The organism is Haloferax sp. KTX1, from assembly GCF_902410085.1.
Lineage (GTDB): Archaea > Halobacteriota > Halobacteria > Halobacteriales > Haloferacaceae > Haloferax > Haloferax massiliensis.
The window spans coordinates 393,305-412,004 of the sequence record NZ_CABPRH010000001.1 but is presented as its reverse complement, the minus strand read 5'-3'; the positions used below and the strand labels follow the sequence as shown (position 1 = coordinate 412,004).

Sequence of the window (18,700 nt, the reverse complement as noted above, 5' to 3'; positions counted from 1 at the left end):
CGAACGCCGGCTTACGCCGTGGTCGACAGCTCTTCGTCGATGTCGGCTTCGGCCATCTTCTCGACGAGGCTGTCGATGACCTCCTCGCGCATGCCGCTGACGAACTTGATGGAGCCGACGACGAGGTGGCCGCCGCCGGAGACGCCGCCGCCGACGACCTCCTCGTTCAGTTCGGCGACCATCCGCGGGATGTCGAGGCGGACGCCGTCGGAGCGGAGGACGGCGAAGTCGGGACCGTAGCCGATGGTGATGACCGGCTCGCCCGTCTCCTGGACCTTGCGGTCGTGGAGCTTGCCCGTGGTCTTGCCCGGCGCGGGGTAGGTAAAGCGGTGGGCCCACTTGTCGAGGTCGATTCGGTAGAGGTTGGCCCCGCTGTCGAGGCGCTCGTGTTCGAGGTGCGGCTCGGCCGCTTCGAGCTGGCGGTCGACGTCGCGCTCGGCGCGCGTCGAGAGGAACTCGACGAGTTCGCGGTGTCGCTCCTCGTCGTCGCAGCCGACGTTGAGCACGTCGTTGACGATGGACGCGCCGTCGTTGTAGCGCAGCCAGTGGGCGGCGTAGTCGAGCGCCTCGCCCACGTCGAGGAGCTGTTCGCGGTCGTAGCCCTCGTCTTCGGCGAGCGCGATGTAGTTGTCCATGACCTCCGCCTTCGAGCGGTCAGACAGCCCGGCGACGGCGGGGACGTGACGCAGTTCGTCGGTCACGTCGGGGTGAATCATCCGCGCGAGTTCGACGCACATCATGCCGGTCGTGATGCGGTAGTCCTCGTCGTGGAGGTACGGGTTGACGTGCGCGTCGAGGAGGTGGTTGACCGCCTCGGGGTCGGGATGGTGGTGGTCGACGACCGCGATGGGCACGTCGTAGTGCGCGAGGTTCTCGTAGGCGGGCACGTCCTCCTCGGTCGACCCGTTGTCGAGCATGAGCAGGAAGGGGAGCCGCTGGCCGTGGCGGGCGCGCCCTTCGAGCGCGAAGTTCAGGTCGCGGGTCACGTCCTCCATCTCGTAGAACGGGGCCTTGCTCGGCAGGCGCTTGAACAGGTGTCGCGGCGCGTCGGGGTCGTCGTGGACCTCGGTGATGAGCCGTTCGAGGGCCAGTTGGACCGGGACGGACGCGCACATGCCGTCGCCGTCGGCGTGGTGGCGGACGCGAATCGGGCGGCCTTCGAGGACCGTCCGGCGGAGCAGGCGCGCCACGTCTTCGAGGTCGTCACGGAGCTTCTCGAACGCCGCCCACTCCACGAGCGGTTCGACCGGCTCCGGCTCGGCGCGGTCGTCGAGCGCGGCGTCGATGCGCTGGCGGGCGTCGGCCGCGGTCTCATCGTCGAGGATAGTGAGGCCGTCGACTTCGAGCTGTCGGGTCCCCTCGTGGTCTTCGACGGTGCCGGCCATGCGGACCACGTCGTCGAGGTCGACTTCGGGGAACGCGCGGACGCCGGCCTCCTCGAAGGCGGCGGCGGCGACGATGCCGGAGTCGTCGGCGATGCGGAAGACGGTCGGGCCGCCGGTCTGTTTGATCTGCGTGACGACGCCCTCGACGGTGACCGACTCGCCGACCGAGAGACTGGAGATAGGCGTGATGGTCGGCTCGTGGTCGACGGTCAGGGTGCGGTAGTCGTCCGGCGTGTCCTCGGCGAACGCGATGTCGCCGTTCTCGCGGACGGATTCGAGGCGGACGACCAGTCGGTCGCCGACCTCGTAGTCGGCCGAGAGGTTGGACTCGTGGATGAGTCCGGAGACGGAGTCGGAGACGTCGACGAAGATGCCGTACTCGACGACGCCGTTGACGACGGCGTGGTAGTAGGCGTCGGTCTCGACGTCGTCGGCGGTACAGTTCGGTGCGAGATCGTAGACGATAGGTCGCGCGTCCGAATTCGGACGCGAGTCGTCGCCGGAATCCCCGGCGTGCTCGTCGCTCATAGTCCCGCTAGGTCAGGGGGTAGTGTTAAGCTTTACAAAAGCATCTCGCGTGCGCGGCCGGTTCGCACGACCCGGGGCGACCCGAAAACTTCGTGGGTCGGGGCGTCAGTAGCCCAGTTCGTCAAGCGCGGCTTCGACCGACGGGACGTAGTCGACCCCGAAGACGCGGACGTGTTCGAGGAGCGGGAACAGCGCGTAGACGGGCGACCGCGCCTCGAAGAAGCCGTGGGCGATGGGTCGGCGCTCGTCGTAGGCGTCGAAGAAGGCGTCGCCCGCGGCGTCGAACCAGTCGATGTAGGCCAGTTCGACCTCGGGGTGGCCGTAGTAACACGCCGGGTCGAGGAAGGCGACGACGCGGTCGTCGCGGACGCGGAGGTTCGCGCCCCACACGTCGCCGTGGACGAGTCGCGGGGCCGCCGGCTCGACGAGGAGGCTGTCGAGGTCGGCCGCGACCGACTCGATTCGCTCGGCGGTCGCGGCCGGTAAGCCGGCGTCGCGCGCCGCGTCGGCCCACGGCAGGAGGCGCTGGTCGCGGAAGAACGCGACCCACGAGTCGGTCCACGGGTTCGGCTGTCGGTACGGGCCAGAGAGCGTGTCGTAGGCGAAGCCGAACGCCGGGGCGGTCGTCTCGTGGAGCGCGGCGAGGTGGGCGGCGAGGTCGCGCTCGGCGGCGGGGGTCAACTCGGACGCGCCGTCGACGTAGTCGAGGACGAGCAGGTCGGCGGCGGCGTGGTGGACCGCGGGGACCGGGAGACCGGCCGCCCCGAGCGAGTCGAGCATCGCGGCCTCCACGTCGAGCGGCGTGTCGCCCACCTTGGCGACGACGGGGTCGCGCCCGTCGAAGTCGAGGCGGTAGACGCGGCCGACGTGTCCGCCGTCGAGTTCGGTCGTCGCGGTCGGCGGCGCGTCGGCGGCGAGCGCGTCCGTCACGCGGGCCGCGAGGTCGGAATCGAGCGTCACACCCAAGTTCGGGCGACCGCCGACCTCAGTATGACGGTTCCGTTCCGGCGACCGACTCGGCGTTCCGGAACCCTTAGATGGAGCGCCCGCGGACGGTTCGGTATGCGACTCTTCCGGTCGCGGGAGGTCGTCGGCATCGCCGCTGACGCCCTCGACTTCGCGCTCGAAGCCTCTGCGGAGACGCATCCGAACGAGTACATGGGGCTCCTCCGCGGCGAGGAGGCCCGCCGGGTCGGCGTCGACCGCGACGGCTACGTCGTGACGGACGTGCTCATCATCCCGGGGACCGTGTCGGACCCGGTCAGCGCGACCGTCAGGACCGACCTCGTTCCGAACGACTTCCGCGCCGTCGGGTCGATTCACTCGCACCCCAACGGCGTCCTCCGCCCGAGCGACGCCGACCTCGACACCTTCGGGAGCGGTCGGGTCCACATCATCATCGGCAAGCCCTACGGCCCCGACGACTGGGAGGCGTTCGACCAGTCCGGCGAGGTCCGCGACCTCGACGTGCTCGACGTCGACCTCCCCGACCCCGAATCGTTCTTCGACTTCACGCAGGACGACATCGACGCGGAGTTGGACCGATGAGGCGGGTCATCGCGCAGGGCACCTTCGACATCCTCCACCCCGGCCACGTCCACTACCTCTCGGACGCCGCGTCGCTCGGCGACGAACTCCACGTCATCATCGCCCGCGGCGAGAACGTGACGCACAAGCCGAAACCGATTCTCGACGACCGCCAGCGCCGCGACATGGTCGCCGCGCTCGACGTGGTCGACGAGGCGCACCTCGGCCACCCCGAAGACATCTTCGTCCCCATCGAGAACATCGACCCCGACGTCATCGTCCTCGGCTACGACCAACACCACGACGAGGAGGGAATCGAAGCCGCGCTCGACGCCCGCGGCATCGACTGCGAGGTCACTCGCGCGACGCCGCGCGAGCAACGTCACGACGACGAACTGCTCTCGACGGGTCGCATCATCGACCGCATCGTCGAGCGGCGCTGCTGAGCGCTCGTCCCGGAAGACGACTCGGACCGCCGACTGGTTTGATTTTCCGACGGCCGACCGCGACGATCGCGAGCGTCGTCACTCGGCGGCGAGCGTCGAAAGAGAAGGGATGCGTTACTGCGTGGAGTTCGTCGCGGTGGAGTTCTCCGAAGTGCTGTTCGTCGCGGTGGAGTTCGAGGACGAAGACGACGACTCGCTGTTGGCCGACTGCTGTTCGTCGAGCCAGTTCTGGTACTCTTCCTGCGAGACGACTTCGACGGTGAAGTACATCTGGGAGTGCGCGACGCCGCAGTACTCGGTACAGTAGCCCTGGTAGGTGCCTTCCTCGTAGGCGACGGTCTTGATGGTGTTCGTCGACCCCGGCATCGCGTCCTGCTTGAGCGCGAGTTCGGGGACGTGGAATCCGTGTATCACGTCCGTTGAGGTGACCTGGAAGTAGACGGGGCGGTCCGCGGGGATGACGATCTCGTTGCCCGACGAGAAGTTACCTTCCTCGGGGTAGTACATGTTCCAGCCCCACTGGTAGGCCTCCGCCGTGACGACGACCGGGTCGTCGTCCATGGCGATATCGTTGCCCTGGTGCGTGACGTTCTCGTCGGCCAGCACGCCGTAGGAGGCGACGCCGACGAAAAGCAGGATAATCGCTGTCGCGATGGTCCACGTGATTTCGAGCCGGCGGTTCTCCTTGGTCGGCAGTGCGCGCTCGCTGTTGCGGAACTTGATGACGGTGTAGAGGAGGATGACCTCCACCAGCACGGTGATCGGGATAGCGACGTACAGCAGCTCCCCGTTCAGCTGGTTGATGAGTTCCGACGTGGCAGACGCCTGCGCGGCGGCGGGGGTGGCAACGAGCGCCATCACGGCCGTCGCGAGCAGGGACGCGAGCGCGAAACGCGTCTTTCTCATGCTGAGCGAGAGTTAGGAACAACCGCATAAATGCGTACCGACTCTCGGCCCGCCGTTTATCAACCCCTCCCCGCCATATCGCGGGGAGCGACGCTCGAACGCGGGGCCGAAAAGCGCGGGTCCTAAATACGGGACGGTCCAACACGTCCGTAGGTGAACTTCGTGGCCACGACGCGCGATTCGAACACGTTCCACGGCCTGCTCGCCGCGACCGCGATGGGCGTCTATCTCCTGCTCATCGTCGGCGCGACGACCGCGCTCACGGACGCGACCGCCGCGTGCAGCGCGTGGCCCGCGTGCGGCGACGGCCTTTCGCTCCCCGCGACGCTCGACGGCTGGGTCGCCCTCGGCCACCGCGTCGCGGCCGTGCTCGTCGGCCTCCTCACGGCCGCCACGCTCGTCTCGGCGTGGCGGACCGACACGTCTCGCCGGGTGCGAGCGACCGTCACCGCGTCGGCGGTGCTCTATCCCGCGCAGGCCGGTCTCGGCGCGGTCGTCGCCACCGTCGGCGTCGGAGCCGTGCTGTCGACGCTCCACTTGGTCCTCGGAATGGTCATCTTCGGCGGCCTCGTCGTCGCGCTCGCGTGGACGCTCGAAGCGGCCACCGGCGACCCCGACGACGCGCCGGTCGGCACCCCGTCGATGAGCCCCCCGGCCGACGACGGCGAACGACCGCCCGTCCCGACCGAGCCGGTCGCCCGCGCGAAGGCGACGGTCAACGCGTACTTCCGGCTCATGAAGCCGCGGCTGATGTGGCTCCTCTGTCTCGTCGCGTCGGCGGCGATGGCGCTCGCCGGCACCGTCTCGCCCGGCCTCACGCCCGAGGTCATCGCGGCGACCCTCGGCGGGGGCGTCCTCTCTATCGGCGCGTCCGGCACGTTCAACCACGTCCTCGAACGCGACGTGGACCGCCGGATGCAACGGACGAGCGACCGGCCGCTCGCGGTCGACCTCGTCCCCGTCCGCAACGCCGTCGCGTTCGGCCTGCTCCTGACGGTCGCGTCGGTGGCGCTGTTCGCGTCGGTCAACTGGCTCGCGGCCGTCCTCGGCGTCGTCGCCATCGCCTTCTACAGCGTGGTCTACACGCTTATTCTGAAGCCCAACACGGTCCAAAACACCGTTATCGGCGGCGCGGCCGGCGCGCTCCCGGCGCTCATCGGCTGGGTCGCCGTCACCGGCGACGTCGGCCTCGGCGGGGTCGTCCTCGCCGTAGTCATCTTCATGTGGACGCCCGCGCACTTCTACAACCTCGCGCTGGCCTACAAGGACGACTACGCCCGCGGCGGCTTCCCGATGATGCCCGTCGTCCGCGGCGAGACCGAGACGCGAAAGCACATCCTCTGGTGGCTCGGCGCGACGCTCGTCGCCGCCGCCGGCCTCGCGGTCATGGACGCCCTCGGGGTCGTCTACCTCGTGACGAGCATCCTCTTCGGCGGCGCGTTCCTCTACTTCGTCGTGCGCCTGCACTACGAGCGCGACGACACCGCCGCCTTCCGGGCGTTCCACGCCTCGAACGCCTACCTCGGGATGTTACTCCTCGCCATCGTCGTCGACACGCTCGCCATCTGAGAACCCGACTGCGACACCACCCAAACACATGGCAACCGCATCCGCACTTCCCCGCCCCTCGCGGGACAGTCTGCTCCGCGCCGCCTTCGCCGTGAACACGACGCTGATTCTGGCGTTCGTCTACCTGCTTTTCACCGAGGCGAGCGTCGGCGCGCCGCGCTACGCCGTCTACGGCGTCGCGTGGGTCGTCGTCGGCCTCTGGGTCATGTTCGACACCGACGTCGCGCCCGCCTCGCCCGCGACGAAGCGCAAGGCGGCCGCCGTCGCGGTCGGCTACTTCGCGCTCCTCGCGGTCGCCGGCGGGCTCGTCACCTCGCCCGTGCCGGGGGGCACGAGCGGCGTCCGCGTCGCCTTCCTCCCGCCGGGGTGGGGGCCGGCGCTCGTCTACGGCGGCGACCTGTTCAACCTCGTCCTCATGCCGGCGCGCGTGGTCGGCTACGCGGCGCTCGCGTTCCTCGTCTACGACACGGTCGTCGAGGCGGCGGGCGCGGCCGTCTCCGGCGTCGTCGGCCTCTTTTCCTGCGTCTCGTGTTCGTGGCCCGTCCTCGCGTCGGTCGCCACGACCGTCTTCGGCGGCGGAACCGCGGTCGCGGCGACCGTGACGACGCTCTCGTACGACCTCTCGACGCTGGTCTTTCTCGTCACCGTGGTGCTCCTCCGGTGGCGGCCCGGCTTCGGGAAGTAGCGGAGTTCCGCGCCCGCGACGCCCCCTCGCTTTTACCCGCTCGGCGTGAACGTCCGGCCATGACCGAGGTCGAAATCGAGTACTGCGTCCCCTGCGGCTTCCTCGACCGCGCCGAACAGCTCCAGCACGCGCTGCTCGAACAGTTCGGCGAGCGACTCGACCGCGTGGCGCTGGTCACGGGCGACCACGGCGTGCTCACCGTCACCGTCGACGGCGAGCGCGTCTGGGACAAGTCGGAAGACGAGTTCGACCCGGACCTCGTGCTCCGGCGGGTCCGCCCGCACGTCGGCTGACCGGGCGAGCCGTGAAGTCACTCGAACACGCCGTCGTCGGCGCGGTCGCCGGGACGGTCGCCGCGCTCGCCGTGGACCCGCCGGGGAGCCTGCCGCTTCTCGTCGCCGGTGCGGTCCTCGTGAGCGTCTTCGTCGACCTCGACCACTTCGTCATCGCCCGCGTCCAGCGCGGCGACTGGGCGAACCTGCGGCTCGCGGTGACGAACCCGCGGGTCGGCCTCCTCGACCAAGAGCGGGTGTTCGAGGAGTTCGACACCGAGTTCGACCGCAAGCGACTCCTGAGCCACCACCTCGTCGGCGGCGTCGCGGTCGGCGCGCTCGCGCTCTCGGGACTCGGGTCGCTCGCGGCGTTCCTCGCGGTCGTGCTCTACGTCCACGTCGTCTGCGACTTCCTGCGAGACCTCGGCATCGCGTGAAAAAAGCTGGAATCGTACGGTCGGCGGTTGCGAGCGTTGCTGACGGCCGTTCAGTGGCCCCAGCGCTTGCCGTCTTCGTCGTAGCGGGCGTTCGTGATGCGCTCCCACTGGTCGGTCGAGATGTCCACGTCGGCCGCGCCGACGTTCTCGTCGAGCTGGTCGGTCGTCCGCGCGCCGACGATGGGGACGACCGTCGCCTCGGGGTAGTCCATCAGCCAGCGGAGCGCGACCTGCGCGGGGCTGGCGTCGACCTCGTCGGCGACGGCGCGAATCTCGTCGAGCACCTTCCAGCCGCGCTCGGAGACGTAGAACCGGTCGAAGCGCTCGTCGAACGACCCGCGCGCGCCGTCGGGCGCGACGTACTCAGCCGGGTCGTCGGAGTCGGTCCGCTCGTACTTCCCGGTGAGGAAGCCGCCCGCGAGCGGCGAGTACGGACAGATCGCGATGTCCTGGTCGCCGCAGACGTCGAGGTAGTCTTTCACGTCCTCGTAGTAGCCGGCGTGGAACAGCGGCTGGGTCACGTCGAAGCGGGCGTAGTCGTTGACGTCGGACTTCCACAGCGCCTTCGTGAGCTGCCACGAGGCCATCGTGGACGCGCCGAGGTAGTTGACCTTCCCCTCCTCGACGAGGCCGTTGAGCGCCTGCAGCGTCTCCTCGATGGGCGTCTCCTCGTCCCAGCGGTGGATGTAGTAGAGGTCGAGGTAATCGGTGTCGAGGCGGTCGAGCGTCCCCTCGATCTGGTTGCGGATGTGGGTCCGCGAGAGCCCGCGGCCGTTGGGGTTGTCCTCGTCGAACGGGAAGTACACCTTCGAGGCGAGCACGTAGTCCTCGCGGTCGCGCTCGGCCAGCCAGTTGCCGATGTACTCCTCCGAGGTCCCGTTCGGATTCCCGTAGACGTTGGCGGTGTCGATGAAGTTCCCGCCGCGCTCCTCGAACGCGTCGAGGAGTTCGTGGGCCTCCTCCTCGTCGGTCTCCAGGACGCCGCTGCTCTTTCGACCGAATCGCCACGTGCCGAAGCACAGTTCCGAGACGCGGGTGCCGGTCGACCCGAGTCGTCGATAGTCGAGGCTCATGGTCGATGTCACGACGGCCGGCGACTAAAGGGTGCGAGTAGCGGCGAGGGATTCAGCTTTGTTCGTCGGCGTCGGGCGATTCGGCGGGGGCCGTGTCCGCCTCGAACAGGTCGCGCGCGACCGGCCCGCCGCCGAGCGCGAGTGCGAGGAGGAGCACCGCGAACCCAACAGTGACGAACCCCTGCGACGGATTCTCGGCGAGCGACGTGGCGTGGAGCGCCGCACCAACTAACGCGAGTACGACGGCGAACCGCTGGAGGACTGCGTCGTCCATGCCCGACTCACACGGGCCACCCCGTAATCGCTTGCGACTCGCCCGCACGCTTTTGCGGCTTCCGCGCGACTGATACGGCATGTTCAGAGTCGCAGGTATCGGCCTCGGAAGCCTCGGCGCGCTGGAGTGCCGCCTCCTCAACGAACTGGAGGGGGTCCGCGTCGTCGCCGGCGTCGACCCCGCAGACGAGGTTCGCGAGCGGTTCGGTGACGAGTTCGACGTGCCGACCTACGTGACGACCGAGGAACTGCTGGACGCCGAGTTCCTCGACGCGGTGACCATCGCCTCGCCGCACGCGAAGCACTTCGATCAGGCGCTCGCGGCGCTCGACGCCGACCTCCACGTCCACCTCGAAAAGCCGATGGTGACGGACCTCGGCGGCGCGCGGGCGCTCGTCGACCGCGCCGAGGACCGCGGCCTCACCCTCGCGGTCGGCTACCAGCGCCACTTCGACCCGCGGTTTCACGAACTGCGGCGCGTCGTCGACAGCGGCCGCATCGGCGACCCGCACATGGTGGTCTGCCACCTCGAACAGGAGTGGATTCGCTGGACGAAAGACGAGTGGCGCGGCGACCCCGCGCTGTCGGGCGGCGGCCAACTGTACGACTCGGGGTCGCACCTCCTCGACGCGATGCTCTGGGTGACGCGCTCGAAGCCGGTGACGGTCGCCGCGGCGGTCGACCACCGCGGTCACGACGTGGACGTGAACTCGGCGCTCGCGGTCGTCCTCGACCGCGACGGCGACCGCCTCACCGCGAGCGTCGGCGTCTCCGGCGACGGGCAGAGCGTCCCCGATCCCGGCGAGTCGCTCCGCGTCATCGGCACCGAGGGGATGGTCGCCTTCGACGGCGAGACCATCGAGGTGACGGAGGGCGGGACGACCTACACCGCGACGCCGCCGACGCCCGACTTCGAGGACCTGACCCGGAAGAAACTCCGGAACTTCGTGGACGCCGCCCGCGACGAGGCCGACCTCGCCATCCCGGCCGAGGACGCCCTCCGAGTGACCGCGCTGACCGAGGCGGCCTACGAGTCGGCGACGACGGGCAGGCGGGTCAACGTCGACGGCGACGCCTGAGCGCGGAGTGTGATTTCTCGACTCGGGTCGTTAAACGCCGGTGAGCCGGTTCAGCGTGCCCGACGAGCCGGTCACGACCCCCCGGTCGCTGGTGCAGACGTACAGTTCGCCGTCGGGGGCGCGGCCGAACGCGAGGACGTTCGTCCCGCCGTCGTCGCGGTCCGCCACGGGAATCTCCGCGATGTCCCACGGCCGCGACTCGCTCGGGCGGGCGGCGAACAGTCGACCGCCGGACTGCCAGTCGGCGAAGACGTACGCGCCCGACAGCGCCGGAATCGACTCGCCGCGGTAGACGTGGCCGCCGATGACGGCCACCCCGGACGGCCCGTCCCCGCTGTGAGGGTACTCCAGCACCGGGTCGATGAGCGGCGCGCCGTCGGGCGTCTCGGTCGGGCAGTCGTCCGCGCGGAAGCAGTGTGCGCCCTCGCGGACGTTCCAGCCGTAGTTGCCGCCGCGCTCCAAGCGGTTCACCTCCTCCCACGCGCCCTGTCCCACGTCGGCGACGTAGCAGTCCTCGCCGTCGAACGAGAGCCGCCACGGGTTTCTGAAGCCCCACGCGTACTGCTCGTCGCGGCCGTCGGAGCCGACGAGCGGGTTGTCCTCCGGAACGCCGTAGGGTCGGTCGTCGTCGCCGGAGACGCCGCCGGTCGAGTCCACGTCGATGCGGAGGACGCTCCCGAGGAGGTTCTCGGTCACGTCCTGCCCGTTGCCGCCCGAAACGGCGTCGTACCAGTCGTCGACGTGGCCGCGGCCCTCGTCGTTCGCGCCGCCCCCGTCGCCCGTGGCGACGTAGAGGTAGCCGTCCGGGCCGAACGCGACGGCCCCGGCGTTGTGGTTCGACTGGGGTTCGGGGAGTTCGAGCAACGTCCGCTCGGAGTCGGCCGAGACGGTCGTCGCCTCGGGGTCGACCGTCAGTTCGCTCAGGACGAACGTGTGGCTGTAGTTCGAGGGCGTCCCCGGCCGTCGCGGAGCGCTGTACCGGAGGTAGAGTCGCCCGTTGTCGGCGAACTCGGGGTGGAAGGCGACCCCGAGGAAGCCGCGTTCGTCGTAGCCGCCGACGTCGACGACGCGGTCGGTGATGTCGAGATAGGGTTCGCTTTGCAGTCCCGCGTCGTCGTGGAGCCACATCCGACCGGGCTGGTCGACGACGAACCGTCGGCTCCCGCCGAACGCCTCGGGGATGGCCACGTCGACCGGCGAGGCGAACCCGGTCGCCACCGTCTCGTAGGCGACTTCGAGGCCCGCGAGGGAGTCGTCTGACCCGCCGTCTCCGGTCGCGGTCGAGCCGTCGGTCTCGTCGGCCGTCGCGTCGCTATCAGTCGTTCCGCCAGCGTCGTCATCGGTCGGGGCGCTCGCACAGCCCGCGAGGCCGCCGAGGAGGGTCGCGCCGGTCGCGGCGAGGAAGTCGCGTCGGGAACCGTTCATGTCAACCAAGTGCGGCGCGACCGGAGTAAGGCTTGCTACGGTTGAGCGGGCTATGCGTTCTCGCGCTCCCGCCCGCGCCGCGACTCGAACCGAGCGGCGATTCCGAACCGCTTACCACTCGACAACGACGACGGGTACGACATGGACGCGGTACTCGCCGCCGACGGCCTCAGGAAGTCCTACGGCGACGTGGAGGCGCTCTCGGGCGTCTCCCTGTCGGTCGCCGAGGGGGAGGTCTTCGGCCTCATCGGTCCGAACGGCGCGGGGAAGACGACGCTGGTTCGCGCCCTCACGGGCACGACCGCGGTGGACTCGGGGTCGGCGGCCATCCTCGGGCGCGACCCGACCGAGGTGGACCGCCAGCGCCTCGGCGTCCTCCCGCAGGAGTTCCGGCCCGCGGGGCGGCTCTCCGCCCGCGAACTCGTGGCGTACTACGCGGGGCTGTACGACGACGCCCGCGACCCCGACGCGGTGCTCGACGAGGTCGGCCTCGCCGACGCCGCCGACACGTGGTACGAGAACCTCTCGGGCGGCCAACAGCGCCGGGCCTGCATCGCGCTGACGCTCGTCAACGACCCCGACGTGCTGTTCCTGGACGAGCCGACCACCGGCATCGACCCCGCGGGCCGCCGGTCGCTGTGGGGGCTCGTCGAGGACCTCGCGGCCGGCGGGACGACGGTGTTTCTCACCAGCCACTCGATGGAAGAAATAGAGCGCCTCGCCGACCGCGTGGGACTGCTCAACGCGGGCGAACTCGTCACGGTCGGCCGGCCGGACGACCTCGTGTCCGAGTACGGCGGCGACAGTCGTCTCGTCGTCCGAACCGACGGCGACGCTGACGCCGACGCCGAAGCGACCCTCGGGTCGGTGTCGCTGCCGGCCGCGCTCGACGCGACGGTGACGGGTGACGGCATCACGGTCCACGGCGTCGGCCCGCGCGACATCGGCGACGTGGTCGCCGCCTTCGACGACGCGGGCGTCGTCTACGAGTCGCTCGTCTGGAAACAGCCCGGTCTCGAAGAGGTGTATCTCTCTCTGACCGGCGAACAGTTCGAGGCGGCCCGCCCCGCCGCGGCCGCCGCGGTCGGGGGTGACAGATGAGCCTCGCCGCCCGCGTCCGCTCGGAGTTCGTCGCCTCGTGGCACGCGTTCCTCCGGCGGCGGACGGCGGTGTTTTTCACGTTCTTCTTCCCCGCCATCATCGTCGTCATCTTCGGGGCGCTCGTGCAGACCCAGCCGACCGGCGGCGGCCTGTTCGCCGAGCCGAAGGAGTACTACATCGCCGGCTACCTCGCGGTCGTCGTGCTTTTCACCCCGCTGTCTCGCGTCGGGAGCACCATCGCGCGCCACCGCGAGGGAAGCCGCTTCGAGAAGCTGGCGACGACGCCGCTGTCGCGCGCCGAGTGGCTCCTCGCGCACTCGCTCGTCAACGTCGTCGTCATCGGCCTCGCGGCGCTGTTGCTCCTCGCGCTGTCGGCGCTCGTGACCGGCGCGTCGATTCCGCTGACGCCCGCGACGCTCGCCATCGTCCCCTTCGTCGCCCTCGGCGTGACGCTCTTCTGCGGCCTCGGGGCCGTCATCGGGAGCGTCGCCGACTCACAAGACGGCGTCATCGCCGCGAGCAACGCCATCGCGCTCCCGCTGCTGTTCCTCTCGGAGACGTTCGTGACGCCCGACCTGCTTCCCGCGTGGTTCGTGCCGGCGCTGAACCTCTCGCCGCTCACGTACTTCGCCCGGGGCGTCCGGGCGCTCACCTACGGCGGCGGCGACTGGCTCACGAACCTCGCGGTGCTCGCGGCCCTCGCGGTCGCCTTCTTCGCGGCGGGGACGGTGGCGATTCCGCGGACCGACTGAGGAACACCCGCCGCCCGCGTGCGGTGCCGGGGGGTTCGGCAGCCCCCGACGCGCCCGCAAACTCAAGCCTTAACCCGCGGCCGACCCCACGTGGTGGCATGGTCGAAACTGAGACGTACACCATCGAGGGACCGGACGGAGACACCGAAGCGCTCGAACTCCCCGCGGGCCTCGTCGACATCTTCTCGGAGCAGGGCGAAGACCCGACCGACGTCGTCGCCGACGTCGTCGTGCAGGCGTTCGCACAGCAGGCGCACGTCGTCGCGCACCACAGCGAAGGCGGCGCGCCGGCCGACATCGCCGAAATCAACGAGGCGATGGAGGAACTGTTCGAGGACCGCTTCGGCGTTCCGCTCTCGGACGCGCTCGGCCACTCGCACTAAGCGGCAGTCGCACTCGTATTTTCTCGGATTACGACAGGTAGCCGCGCCTGTCGAGGGAGAGCCCAGCCACGACGACGACGAGCACGATGCCCAGCGCCACGGGCATGAAGTACGGACTAGATATCGTCCCTCGCGTGAGTAGCCACGAGCAGAGAATCCCGAGAAATCCGCCGAGTGTGACGAGCGCCCAGAGGAACCCTCACTCGGAGAGAACCCGCGTCATCACGGCTGTTCTGACAACCTGCAGAACCATATGTGTTTCAGCGGGCGCGCTCAGATGAACGCCAGCGGGACCATGATGGCGAAGCCGGCGACGAGCCCGGCGAGCAGTTCGACCCGGCCGCCGCGCGGGAGGCGCTCGCCGAGTTCGAGCGCTTCGGGGATGAACTCCGTGAGGACGAGAAAGACCATCGCGCCCGCGGCGAAGCCGAAGCCGAAGGGCAGGAACTCCCGGGCGATGCGGACGAAGTAGAAGGCGATGACCGCGCCGATGGGCTGGGGCAGACTGGAGAAGATGGCCCACCAGACGAGCTTCCAGTTCGAGACCTCCATCGACCGGAGCGGGATGGAGATAGCCAGTCCCTCGGGGACGTTGTGAATCGAGATGGCGATCGTCATGAACACCGCCAGCAGCGGGACGACGAAGCCGAACAGTTGGAGACCGCCGTCGAGCCCGAGGTCGGCGAAAGAGACGCCGACGGCGACGCCCTCGGGGAAGCTGTGGACGGTGAGGATGCCGAGAATCAAAAGCAGTTTGCGGAAGTCGGCCTCCTCGTACTGCTTGGGGTTGACGTCCGCGCCCTCGATGATCCGGTGGGCGACGAGGACGAGCGCGACGCCCGCGAGCATTCCGATACCGAGTTGGAGCGGCGTCCCGTTGGCGAGGCCCTCGAAGACGAGTCCGAACAGCGACGCCGACACCATGATGCCCGAGGCGATGCCCCACAGCGCCACGTTCCAGCGGTCGCTCACGTCCGAGACGAAGAAGAACGGAATCGCGCCGAGGCCCGTCGCGATGGCCGTGACGAGGCCGGCGAGAAAGACGAACGTCAGCGCGGCGAACTGGTCCATACCGAGGGTAGTCACTCGGTGCCGATAAGTATTATCATATACCAGATAATTTTGGCAAGCCTAAAGCATTGGGAGGGAGATAGAGACAGTCTACCAGTTTAGACGAGCCGAAAAGTCGAACTGAAATATATACTATGAATTCTGATAGGTTCACTCGTGGGAGCGATCACTCGCCGATGATAGTCGGTGAGGAAAGGGACTCGGTTTCGCGGTGTGCGCACACCGGAACGGAGCGGTCTCAGTCGTCGGCCGCCGACGCGCCCTCGGGTGAGTCGCCGTCGCCGCCCATCGGGGAGACGGGGGTGGCCGCGACGGAGCGGGCCGACCCCATCCAGCGCTCGACGTTGGCCGAGACGTAGTCGCGCGCGCCGAAGGCGACCGCGCCGCCGACGCCGATGGCGAGGGCCGCGGCGATGCCCCACGCGAACGCCTGCGCGATGGTGAACAGGATGGCCACGTCGATGCCCATCGTGCTCAGGCCGATGACGACCGCGGTGAAGTAGAGGAACATCCGGGTGCCGACCGCGAAGACGCTCGTGTACGGCGTCTCGGTCGCCGCGCGGGTCCGGGTGATTGCGTCACCGATGAAGTCGGCGACGACGAACCCGAGGACGATGACGAGCAGCCCGGCCACGAACGACGGCGCGTACGACGCCGCGGTCGAGACCCATTCGGAGAACAGGTCGACCGCGAGCACGTCGGCGGCCGCCAGCACGGCGATGGCGTAGACGAACCACTTGCCGAGCGTCCCGAACGCGCCCGAGACGGCCCGTTCGGTCCCCCCGAGAATCTTCCCGACGGGCGTCGCCAACACCGCCTTGTCGACCTCGACGCGGTCGGCGAGTCGCGTGATGAGGCGAGCCGTGATACTCCCGATGAACCAGCCGACGATGAGAATCAACAGCGCGCCCGCGAGCCGCGGGACGAACGCGAGCACGGCGTTGGTCAACTCTGCGATGGACTCGGTCAACGTGACTTGTAACGGGTACATGTTCCGGGTGGAATATCGCGCCCTCGATAGTTAGTTAAGAATAGTAGAACCGTGAATAAAATCGTCTCGTAATCGGAACCCTCCGATTTCGCCGATACTCGGAGAAAACGGACGGAACGACGGCCCGCGGGGTGAGACGACCGGGCCGCGCGCGATTCGTCCGCGAGCGAGACGGTCTCCGGTTCGGGCGCGTCGGCCGCGATTTAATCCCGGCTTGATTCGTCGTCGCGGTCGCGAGAATCGGCGCGCTCGTCGGCGAGGCGGCCGAGCTGTGTCGCGATTTCCTCCGCGGCGACGACGAGTCTGGCGGCGTACCAGAGGACGACGGCGATGACGAGGAGGAACACCCACGCGAGGAGTTGCCGGGCGATGAGGAGTGCGTAGACGAGCGTCAGCGCGAGAAACACCGCGACGGCGACTTTCGCGCCCGCGGTCCGGTGGAGGGGCGTGCCGTCCGCTGATGGGGACATGACCCGTCGTTTTCGGGGGATGACATTATGTGTTTGGCCGCCGAAGGCCGGCGGCGATCTCATCCCAACTGACGAGCGAAATCCGCCCAATTCCGCGGTATAAATCGCGAACAATCCCGATTAATTGCGCTACTGTAGCGTGCCACCAAAGGCCGTGAGACGGCCCACACCACCGAGTTTATCAGGCAATGACCGGAATCAACAACCAATGGGAGAGCTATCCGAATTGTTCGCGCCGAACCGAATCGCGGTGGTCGGTGCGACCGAGCGCGAAGGAGCAGTCGGGCGGGCAATCATGGACAACCTCATCGACGAGTTCGACGGTGAGGTCGTTCCGGTCAACCCCAAGTACGACGAACTGTTCGGCCTGCGGTGCTACGGCGACGTCGGCGAGACGGACGCCGACCTCGCGGTCATCGTCGTCCCGCCGAAGGTCGTCCTGCCGGCGATGAAGTCCGCCGGGGAGGCGGGTATCCAGAACGTGGTCGTCATCACCGCCGGCTTCGGCGAGACGGGCAGCGAGGGGGCCGCCCGCGAGCAGGAACTCCGCGACATCGCCGAGGAGTACGACCTCAACGTCGTCGGCCCGAACAGTCTGGGCATCATGAACACGGACGTCGGCATGAACGCGACGTTCGGCCCCGACATGGCCCTCGACGGCAACATGTCCTTCATGAGCCAGTCGGGCGCGTTCATCACGGCCGTCATCGACTGGGCCAACGACGAGGACATCGGCTTCAAGGACATCGTCTCTCTGGGTAACAAGGCCGTCCTCGACGAGGCCGACTTCATCGAGACGTGGAACGACGACCCCGACACCGAGGTCATCATCGGCTACCTCGAAGGCATCTCGGCGGGCCGCGAGTTCATCGACTCCGCCCGCGAGGTGACGAAGGACACGCCCATCGTCCTCGTCAAGTCCGGCAAGACCGACGCCGGCGCGCAGGCCGCCTCCTCGCACACCGGCACCATCGCCGGCTCCGACGCCGCCTACGAGGCCGGCCTCGAACAGGCGGGCGTCATCCGCGCGGAGTCCGTCCAGCACCTGTTCGACACCGCCCGCGTGCTGGGCGACCAGCCGGTCCCCGAGAACAAGGACGTGGCCGTCATCACGAACGCCGGCGGCCCCGGCGTCATGACGACCGACGCCATCGGCGAGTCGGAGCTGAAGATGGCGGACTTCACCGACGAGACGCTCGAAACCTTCTCCGAGTCGCTGCCCGCCGAGGGGAACATCTACAACCCGGTCGACATCGTCGGCGACGCCGACAACGCCCGGTTCAAGGAGGCCCTCGACGTGGCGCTCGCCGACGACAACGTCGGCATGGCGCTCGTCCTGACCTGTCCGACGGCCGTCCTCGACTACAACCAGCTCGCCGCCGACACCGTCGAGCTTCAGGGGAAACACGACAAGCCCATCGCCGCCTGTTTCATGGGCGGCGAGCGCGTCGACGCCGCGTCCGACGTGATGAAAGACGCCGGCATCCCGAACTACTTCGACCCCTCGCGCGCCGTCGACGGCCTCGAAGCGCTCTCGAAGTACGCCGACATCCGCCAGCGCGAGTACGACGCGCCCACCGAGTTCGACGTGGACCGCGAGCGCGCCCGCGAAATCCTCGAAGCCGCCGAGGAGCGCGACGACACCCGCCTCGGCGTCGAGGCGATGGAACTGCTCGACGCCTACGGCATCGAGACGCCGACCGGCGACATCGTCGACGACCCCGCCGACGCGCTGGAAGTCGCCGAAAACATCGACGGCGACGTCGTGATGAAAATCGTCAGCCCGGACATCCTCCACAAGTCCGACATCGGCGGCGTCAAGGTCGGCGTCGCAAACGAGGACGTCTACGACGCCTACGAGGACCTCATCACCCGCGCGAAGAACTACCAGCCCGACGCCAACATCCTCGGCGTGCAGGTCCAGGAGATGGTGAACCTCGACGACGGCGTCGAGACCATCGTCGGCATGAACCGCGACCCGCAGTTCGGCCCGCTCATGATGTTCGGCCTCGGCGGCATCTTCGTGGAAATCCTCGAAGACACGACGTTCCGCGTCGCGCCCGTCTCCGAAACGGAGGCCGAGGACATGACGAAAGAGATCGACGCCGCGCCGATGCTCCGCGGTGCCCGCGGTAACGACCCGGTCGACATCGGCGGCATCACGGAGACCATCCAGCGGCTCTCCCAGCTCGTCACGGACTTCCCGGCCATCCTCGAACTCGACATCAATCCGCTCGTCGCCCTGCCGGACGGCGTGAAGGCCGTCGACGTTCGACTCACCGTCGACCCGGACGAACTTTAAACACTTCACCACCCTATCACTCAAC

At 68.6% G+C, this 18,700-nt stretch carries 20 protein-coding genes; 11 read left to right on the top strand and 9 right to left on the bottom strand.

Annotated features, from left to right (window positions below):
* Nucleotides 1–11 precede the first annotated feature (11 nt).
* Both FY251_RS02095 and FY251_RS02090 read right to left on the bottom strand, forming a co-directional pair.
* Complete coding sequence (locus tag FY251_RS02095) at nucleotides 12–1,913, bottom strand: DHH family phosphoesterase (protein WP_148413243.1); 1,902 nt, start codon at nucleotides 1,911–1,913, stop codon at nucleotides 12–14.
* Nucleotides 1,914–2,018: 105 nt separating this feature from the next.
* Complete coding sequence (locus tag FY251_RS02090; RefSeq protein ID WP_148413242.1) at nucleotides 2,019–2,873, bottom strand: fructosamine kinase family protein; 855 nt, start codon at nucleotides 2,871–2,873, stop codon at nucleotides 2,019–2,021.
* Nucleotides 2,874–2,975: 102 nt separating this feature from the next.
* Here FY251_RS02090 and FY251_RS02085 point away from each other — a divergent pair, with 102 nt between their 5' ends.
* Both FY251_RS02085 and FY251_RS02080 read left to right on the top strand, forming a co-directional pair.
* A complete protein-coding gene (locus FY251_RS02085) occupies nucleotides 2,976–3,461 on the top strand; it encodes a Mov34/MPN/PAD-1 family protein (RefSeq protein WP_148413241.1) in 486 nt (161 codons plus the stop codon).
* Nucleotides 3,458–3,886 (top strand): adenylyltransferase/cytidyltransferase family protein, encoded by a 429-nt coding sequence (locus FY251_RS02080; protein WP_148413240.1) that lies wholly within the window; start codon nucleotides 3,458–3,460, stop codon nucleotides 3,884–3,886. The genes FY251_RS02085 and FY251_RS02080 overlap by 4 nt, the downstream gene beginning before the upstream one ends.
* Before the next feature lie 114 nt (nucleotides 3,887–4,000).
* Here the strand turns inward: FY251_RS02080 and coxB are convergent, their stop codons facing one another.
* The gene (gene coxB / locus FY251_RS02075; protein ID WP_148413239.1) at nucleotides 4,001–4,792 is read right to left on the bottom strand and encodes a cytochrome c oxidase subunit II; all 792 of its coding nucleotides are present in this window, start codon (nucleotides 4,790–4,792) and stop codon (nucleotides 4,001–4,003) included.
* Nucleotides 4,793–4,954: 162 nt separating this feature from the next.
* Here coxB and cyoE point away from each other — a divergent pair, with 162 nt between their 5' ends.
* The 4 genes from cyoE to FY251_RS02055 are packed head-to-tail and all read left to right on the top strand — an operon-like array spanning nucleotide 4,955 to nucleotide 7,755.
* Nucleotides 4,955–6,361: a heme o synthase gene (gene cyoE / locus FY251_RS02070; protein WP_148413238.1), complete on the top strand. Its 1,407-nt coding sequence runs from the start codon at nucleotides 4,955–4,957 to the stop codon at nucleotides 6,359–6,361.
* A 28-nt stretch (nucleotides 6,362–6,389) separates the two neighbouring features.
* A complete protein-coding gene (locus FY251_RS02065) occupies nucleotides 6,390–7,046 on the top strand; it encodes a hypothetical protein (protein WP_148413237.1) in 657 nt (218 codons plus the stop codon).
* Between the two features lie 59 nt (nucleotides 7,047–7,105).
* The gene (locus tag FY251_RS02060; protein ID WP_004971007.1) at nucleotides 7,106–7,339 is read left to right on the top strand and encodes a SelT/SelW/SelH family protein; all 234 of its coding nucleotides are present in this window, start codon (nucleotides 7,106–7,108) and stop codon (nucleotides 7,337–7,339) included.
* An 11-nt stretch (nucleotides 7,340–7,350) separates the two neighbouring features.
* The gene (locus FY251_RS02055) at nucleotides 7,351–7,755 is read left to right on the top strand and encodes a metal-dependent hydrolase (protein WP_148413236.1); all 405 of its coding nucleotides are present in this window, start codon (nucleotides 7,351–7,353) and stop codon (nucleotides 7,753–7,755) included.
* Between the two features lie 50 nt (nucleotides 7,756–7,805).
* Here the strand turns inward: FY251_RS02055 and FY251_RS02050 are convergent, their stop codons facing one another.
* Together FY251_RS02050 and FY251_RS02045 are read right to left on the bottom strand one after the other, a co-directional pair.
* Nucleotides 7,806–8,828 carry an aldo/keto reductase gene (locus FY251_RS02050; protein ID WP_148413235.1) on the bottom strand — a complete coding sequence of 341 codons (1,023 nt, stop codon included), beginning with the start codon at nucleotides 8,826–8,828 and terminating at the stop codon, nucleotides 7,806–7,808.
* Nucleotides 8,829–8,880: 52 nt separating this feature from the next.
* Nucleotides 8,881–9,102: a hypothetical protein gene (locus tag FY251_RS02045; protein WP_089778615.1), complete on the bottom strand. Its 222-nt coding sequence runs from the start codon at nucleotides 9,100–9,102 to the stop codon at nucleotides 8,881–8,883.
* A 79-nt stretch (nucleotides 9,103–9,181) separates the two neighbouring features.
* Between FY251_RS02045 and FY251_RS02040 the strand changes: the two genes are divergently transcribed.
* Nucleotides 9,182–10,180 (top strand): Gfo/Idh/MocA family protein, encoded by a 999-nt coding sequence (locus FY251_RS02040; protein ID WP_148413234.1) that lies wholly within the window; start codon nucleotides 9,182–9,184, stop codon nucleotides 10,178–10,180.
* A gap of 30 nt (nucleotides 10,181–10,210) precedes the next feature.
* On the opposite strand, the gene FY251_RS02035 is transcribed toward FY251_RS02040, so the two are convergent.
* Entirely contained in the window at nucleotides 10,211–11,605 is a 1,395-nt protein-coding gene (locus FY251_RS02035) for a sorbosone dehydrogenase family protein (protein ID WP_148413233.1), read from the bottom strand.
* Nucleotides 11,606–11,746: 141 nt separating this feature from the next.
* Here FY251_RS02035 and FY251_RS02030 point away from each other — a divergent pair, with 141 nt between their 5' ends.
* The 3 genes from FY251_RS02030 (at nucleotide 11,747) to FY251_RS02020 (ending at nucleotide 13,841) form a co-directional block, all read left to right on the top strand.
* The gene (locus FY251_RS02030) at nucleotides 11,747–12,706 is read left to right on the top strand and encodes an ABC transporter ATP-binding protein (protein WP_148413232.1); all 960 of its coding nucleotides are present in this window, start codon (nucleotides 11,747–11,749) and stop codon (nucleotides 12,704–12,706) included.
* A complete protein-coding gene (locus FY251_RS02025; protein WP_148413231.1) occupies nucleotides 12,703–13,458 on the top strand; it encodes an ABC transporter permease in 756 nt (251 codons plus the stop codon). Before FY251_RS02030 ends, FY251_RS02025 begins: the two co-directional genes overlap by 4 nt.
* Nucleotides 13,459–13,556: 98 nt before the next feature.
* Nucleotides 13,557–13,841 (top strand): hypothetical protein, encoded by a 285-nt coding sequence (locus tag FY251_RS02020; protein WP_148413230.1) that lies wholly within the window; start codon nucleotides 13,557–13,559, stop codon nucleotides 13,839–13,841.
* Nucleotides 13,842–14,114: 273 nt separating this feature from the next.
* Here FY251_RS02020 and FY251_RS02015 read toward each other — a convergent pair whose 3' ends face one another.
* The 3 genes from FY251_RS02015 to FY251_RS02005 form a co-directional block, all read right to left on the bottom strand.
* Nucleotides 14,115–14,912, bottom strand: coding sequence for a ZIP family metal transporter (locus tag FY251_RS02015; RefSeq protein ID WP_148413229.1), 798 nt, complete (start codon nucleotides 14,910–14,912; stop codon nucleotides 14,115–14,117).
* A gap of 238 nt (nucleotides 14,913–15,150) precedes the next feature.
* A complete protein-coding gene (locus FY251_RS02010) occupies nucleotides 15,151–15,903 on the bottom strand; it encodes a hypothetical protein (protein ID WP_148413228.1) in 753 nt (250 codons plus the stop codon).
* Nucleotides 15,904–16,106: 203 nt separating this feature from the next.
* Nucleotides 16,107–16,373, bottom strand: a complete 267-nt coding sequence (locus tag FY251_RS02005; protein ID WP_148413227.1) for a hypothetical protein — start codon at nucleotides 16,371–16,373, stop codon at nucleotides 16,107–16,109.
* 208 nt (nucleotides 16,374–16,581) lie between these two features.
* On the opposite strand from FY251_RS02005, the gene acs reads away from it, so the two are divergent.
* Nucleotides 16,582–18,675, top strand: a complete 2,094-nt coding sequence (acs, locus tag FY251_RS02000; protein WP_148413226.1) for an acetate--CoA ligase alpha subunit — start codon at nucleotides 16,582–16,584, stop codon at nucleotides 18,673–18,675.
* Nucleotides 18,676–18,700: the final 25 nt, after the last annotated feature.

Coding starts and splice junctions, on each gene's coding strand:
- FY251_RS02095 (WP_148413243.1), bottom strand. CDS start 1,913: ATGAGCGACGAGCACGCCGGGGATTCCGGCGACGACTCGCGTCCGAAT.
- FY251_RS02085 (WP_148413241.1), top strand. CDS start 2,976: ATGCGACTCTTCCGGTCGCGGGAGGTCGTCGGCATCGCCGCTGACGCC.
- FY251_RS02080 (WP_148413240.1), top strand. CDS start 3,458: ATGAGGCGGGTCATCGCGCAGGGCACCTTCGACATCCTCCACCCCGGC.
- coxB (WP_148413239.1), bottom strand. CDS start 4,792: ATGAGAAAGACGCGTTTCGCGCTCGCGTCCCTGCTCGCGACGGCCGTG.
- FY251_RS02065 (WP_148413237.1), top strand. CDS start 6,390: ATGGCAACCGCATCCGCACTTCCCCGCCCCTCGCGGGACAGTCTGCTC.
- FY251_RS02060 (WP_004971007.1), top strand. CDS start 7,106: ATGACCGAGGTCGAAATCGAGTACTGCGTCCCCTGCGGCTTCCTCGAC.
- FY251_RS02050 (WP_148413235.1), bottom strand. CDS start 8,828: ATGAGCCTCGACTATCGACGACTCGGGTCGACCGGCACCCGCGTCTCG.
- FY251_RS02045 (WP_089778615.1), bottom strand. CDS start 9,102: ATGGACGACGCAGTCCTCCAGCGGTTCGCCGTCGTACTCGCGTTAGTT.
- FY251_RS02040 (WP_148413234.1), top strand. CDS start 9,182: ATGTTCAGAGTCGCAGGTATCGGCCTCGGAAGCCTCGGCGCGCTGGAG.
- FY251_RS02035 (WP_148413233.1), bottom strand. CDS start 11,605: ATGAACGGTTCCCGACGCGACTTCCTCGCCGCGACCGGCGCGACCCTC.
- FY251_RS02030 (WP_148413232.1), top strand. CDS start 11,747: ATGGACGCGGTACTCGCCGCCGACGGCCTCAGGAAGTCCTACGGCGAC.
- FY251_RS02025 (WP_148413231.1), top strand. CDS start 12,703: ATGAGCCTCGCCGCCCGCGTCCGCTCGGAGTTCGTCGCCTCGTGGCAC.
- FY251_RS02020 (WP_148413230.1), top strand. CDS start 13,557: ATGGTCGAAACTGAGACGTACACCATCGAGGGACCGGACGGAGACACC.
- FY251_RS02015 (WP_148413229.1), bottom strand. CDS start 14,912: ATGGACCAGTTCGCCGCGCTGACGTTCGTCTTTCTCGCCGGCCTCGTC.
- FY251_RS02010 (WP_148413228.1), bottom strand. CDS start 15,903: ATGTACCCGTTACAAGTCACGTTGACCGAGTCCATCGCAGAGTTGACC.
- FY251_RS02005 (WP_148413227.1), bottom strand. CDS start 16,373: ATGTCCCCATCAGCGGACGGCACGCCCCTCCACCGGACCGCGGGCGCG.
- acs (WP_148413226.1), top strand. CDS start 16,582: ATGGGAGAGCTATCCGAATTGTTCGCGCCGAACCGAATCGCGGTGGTC.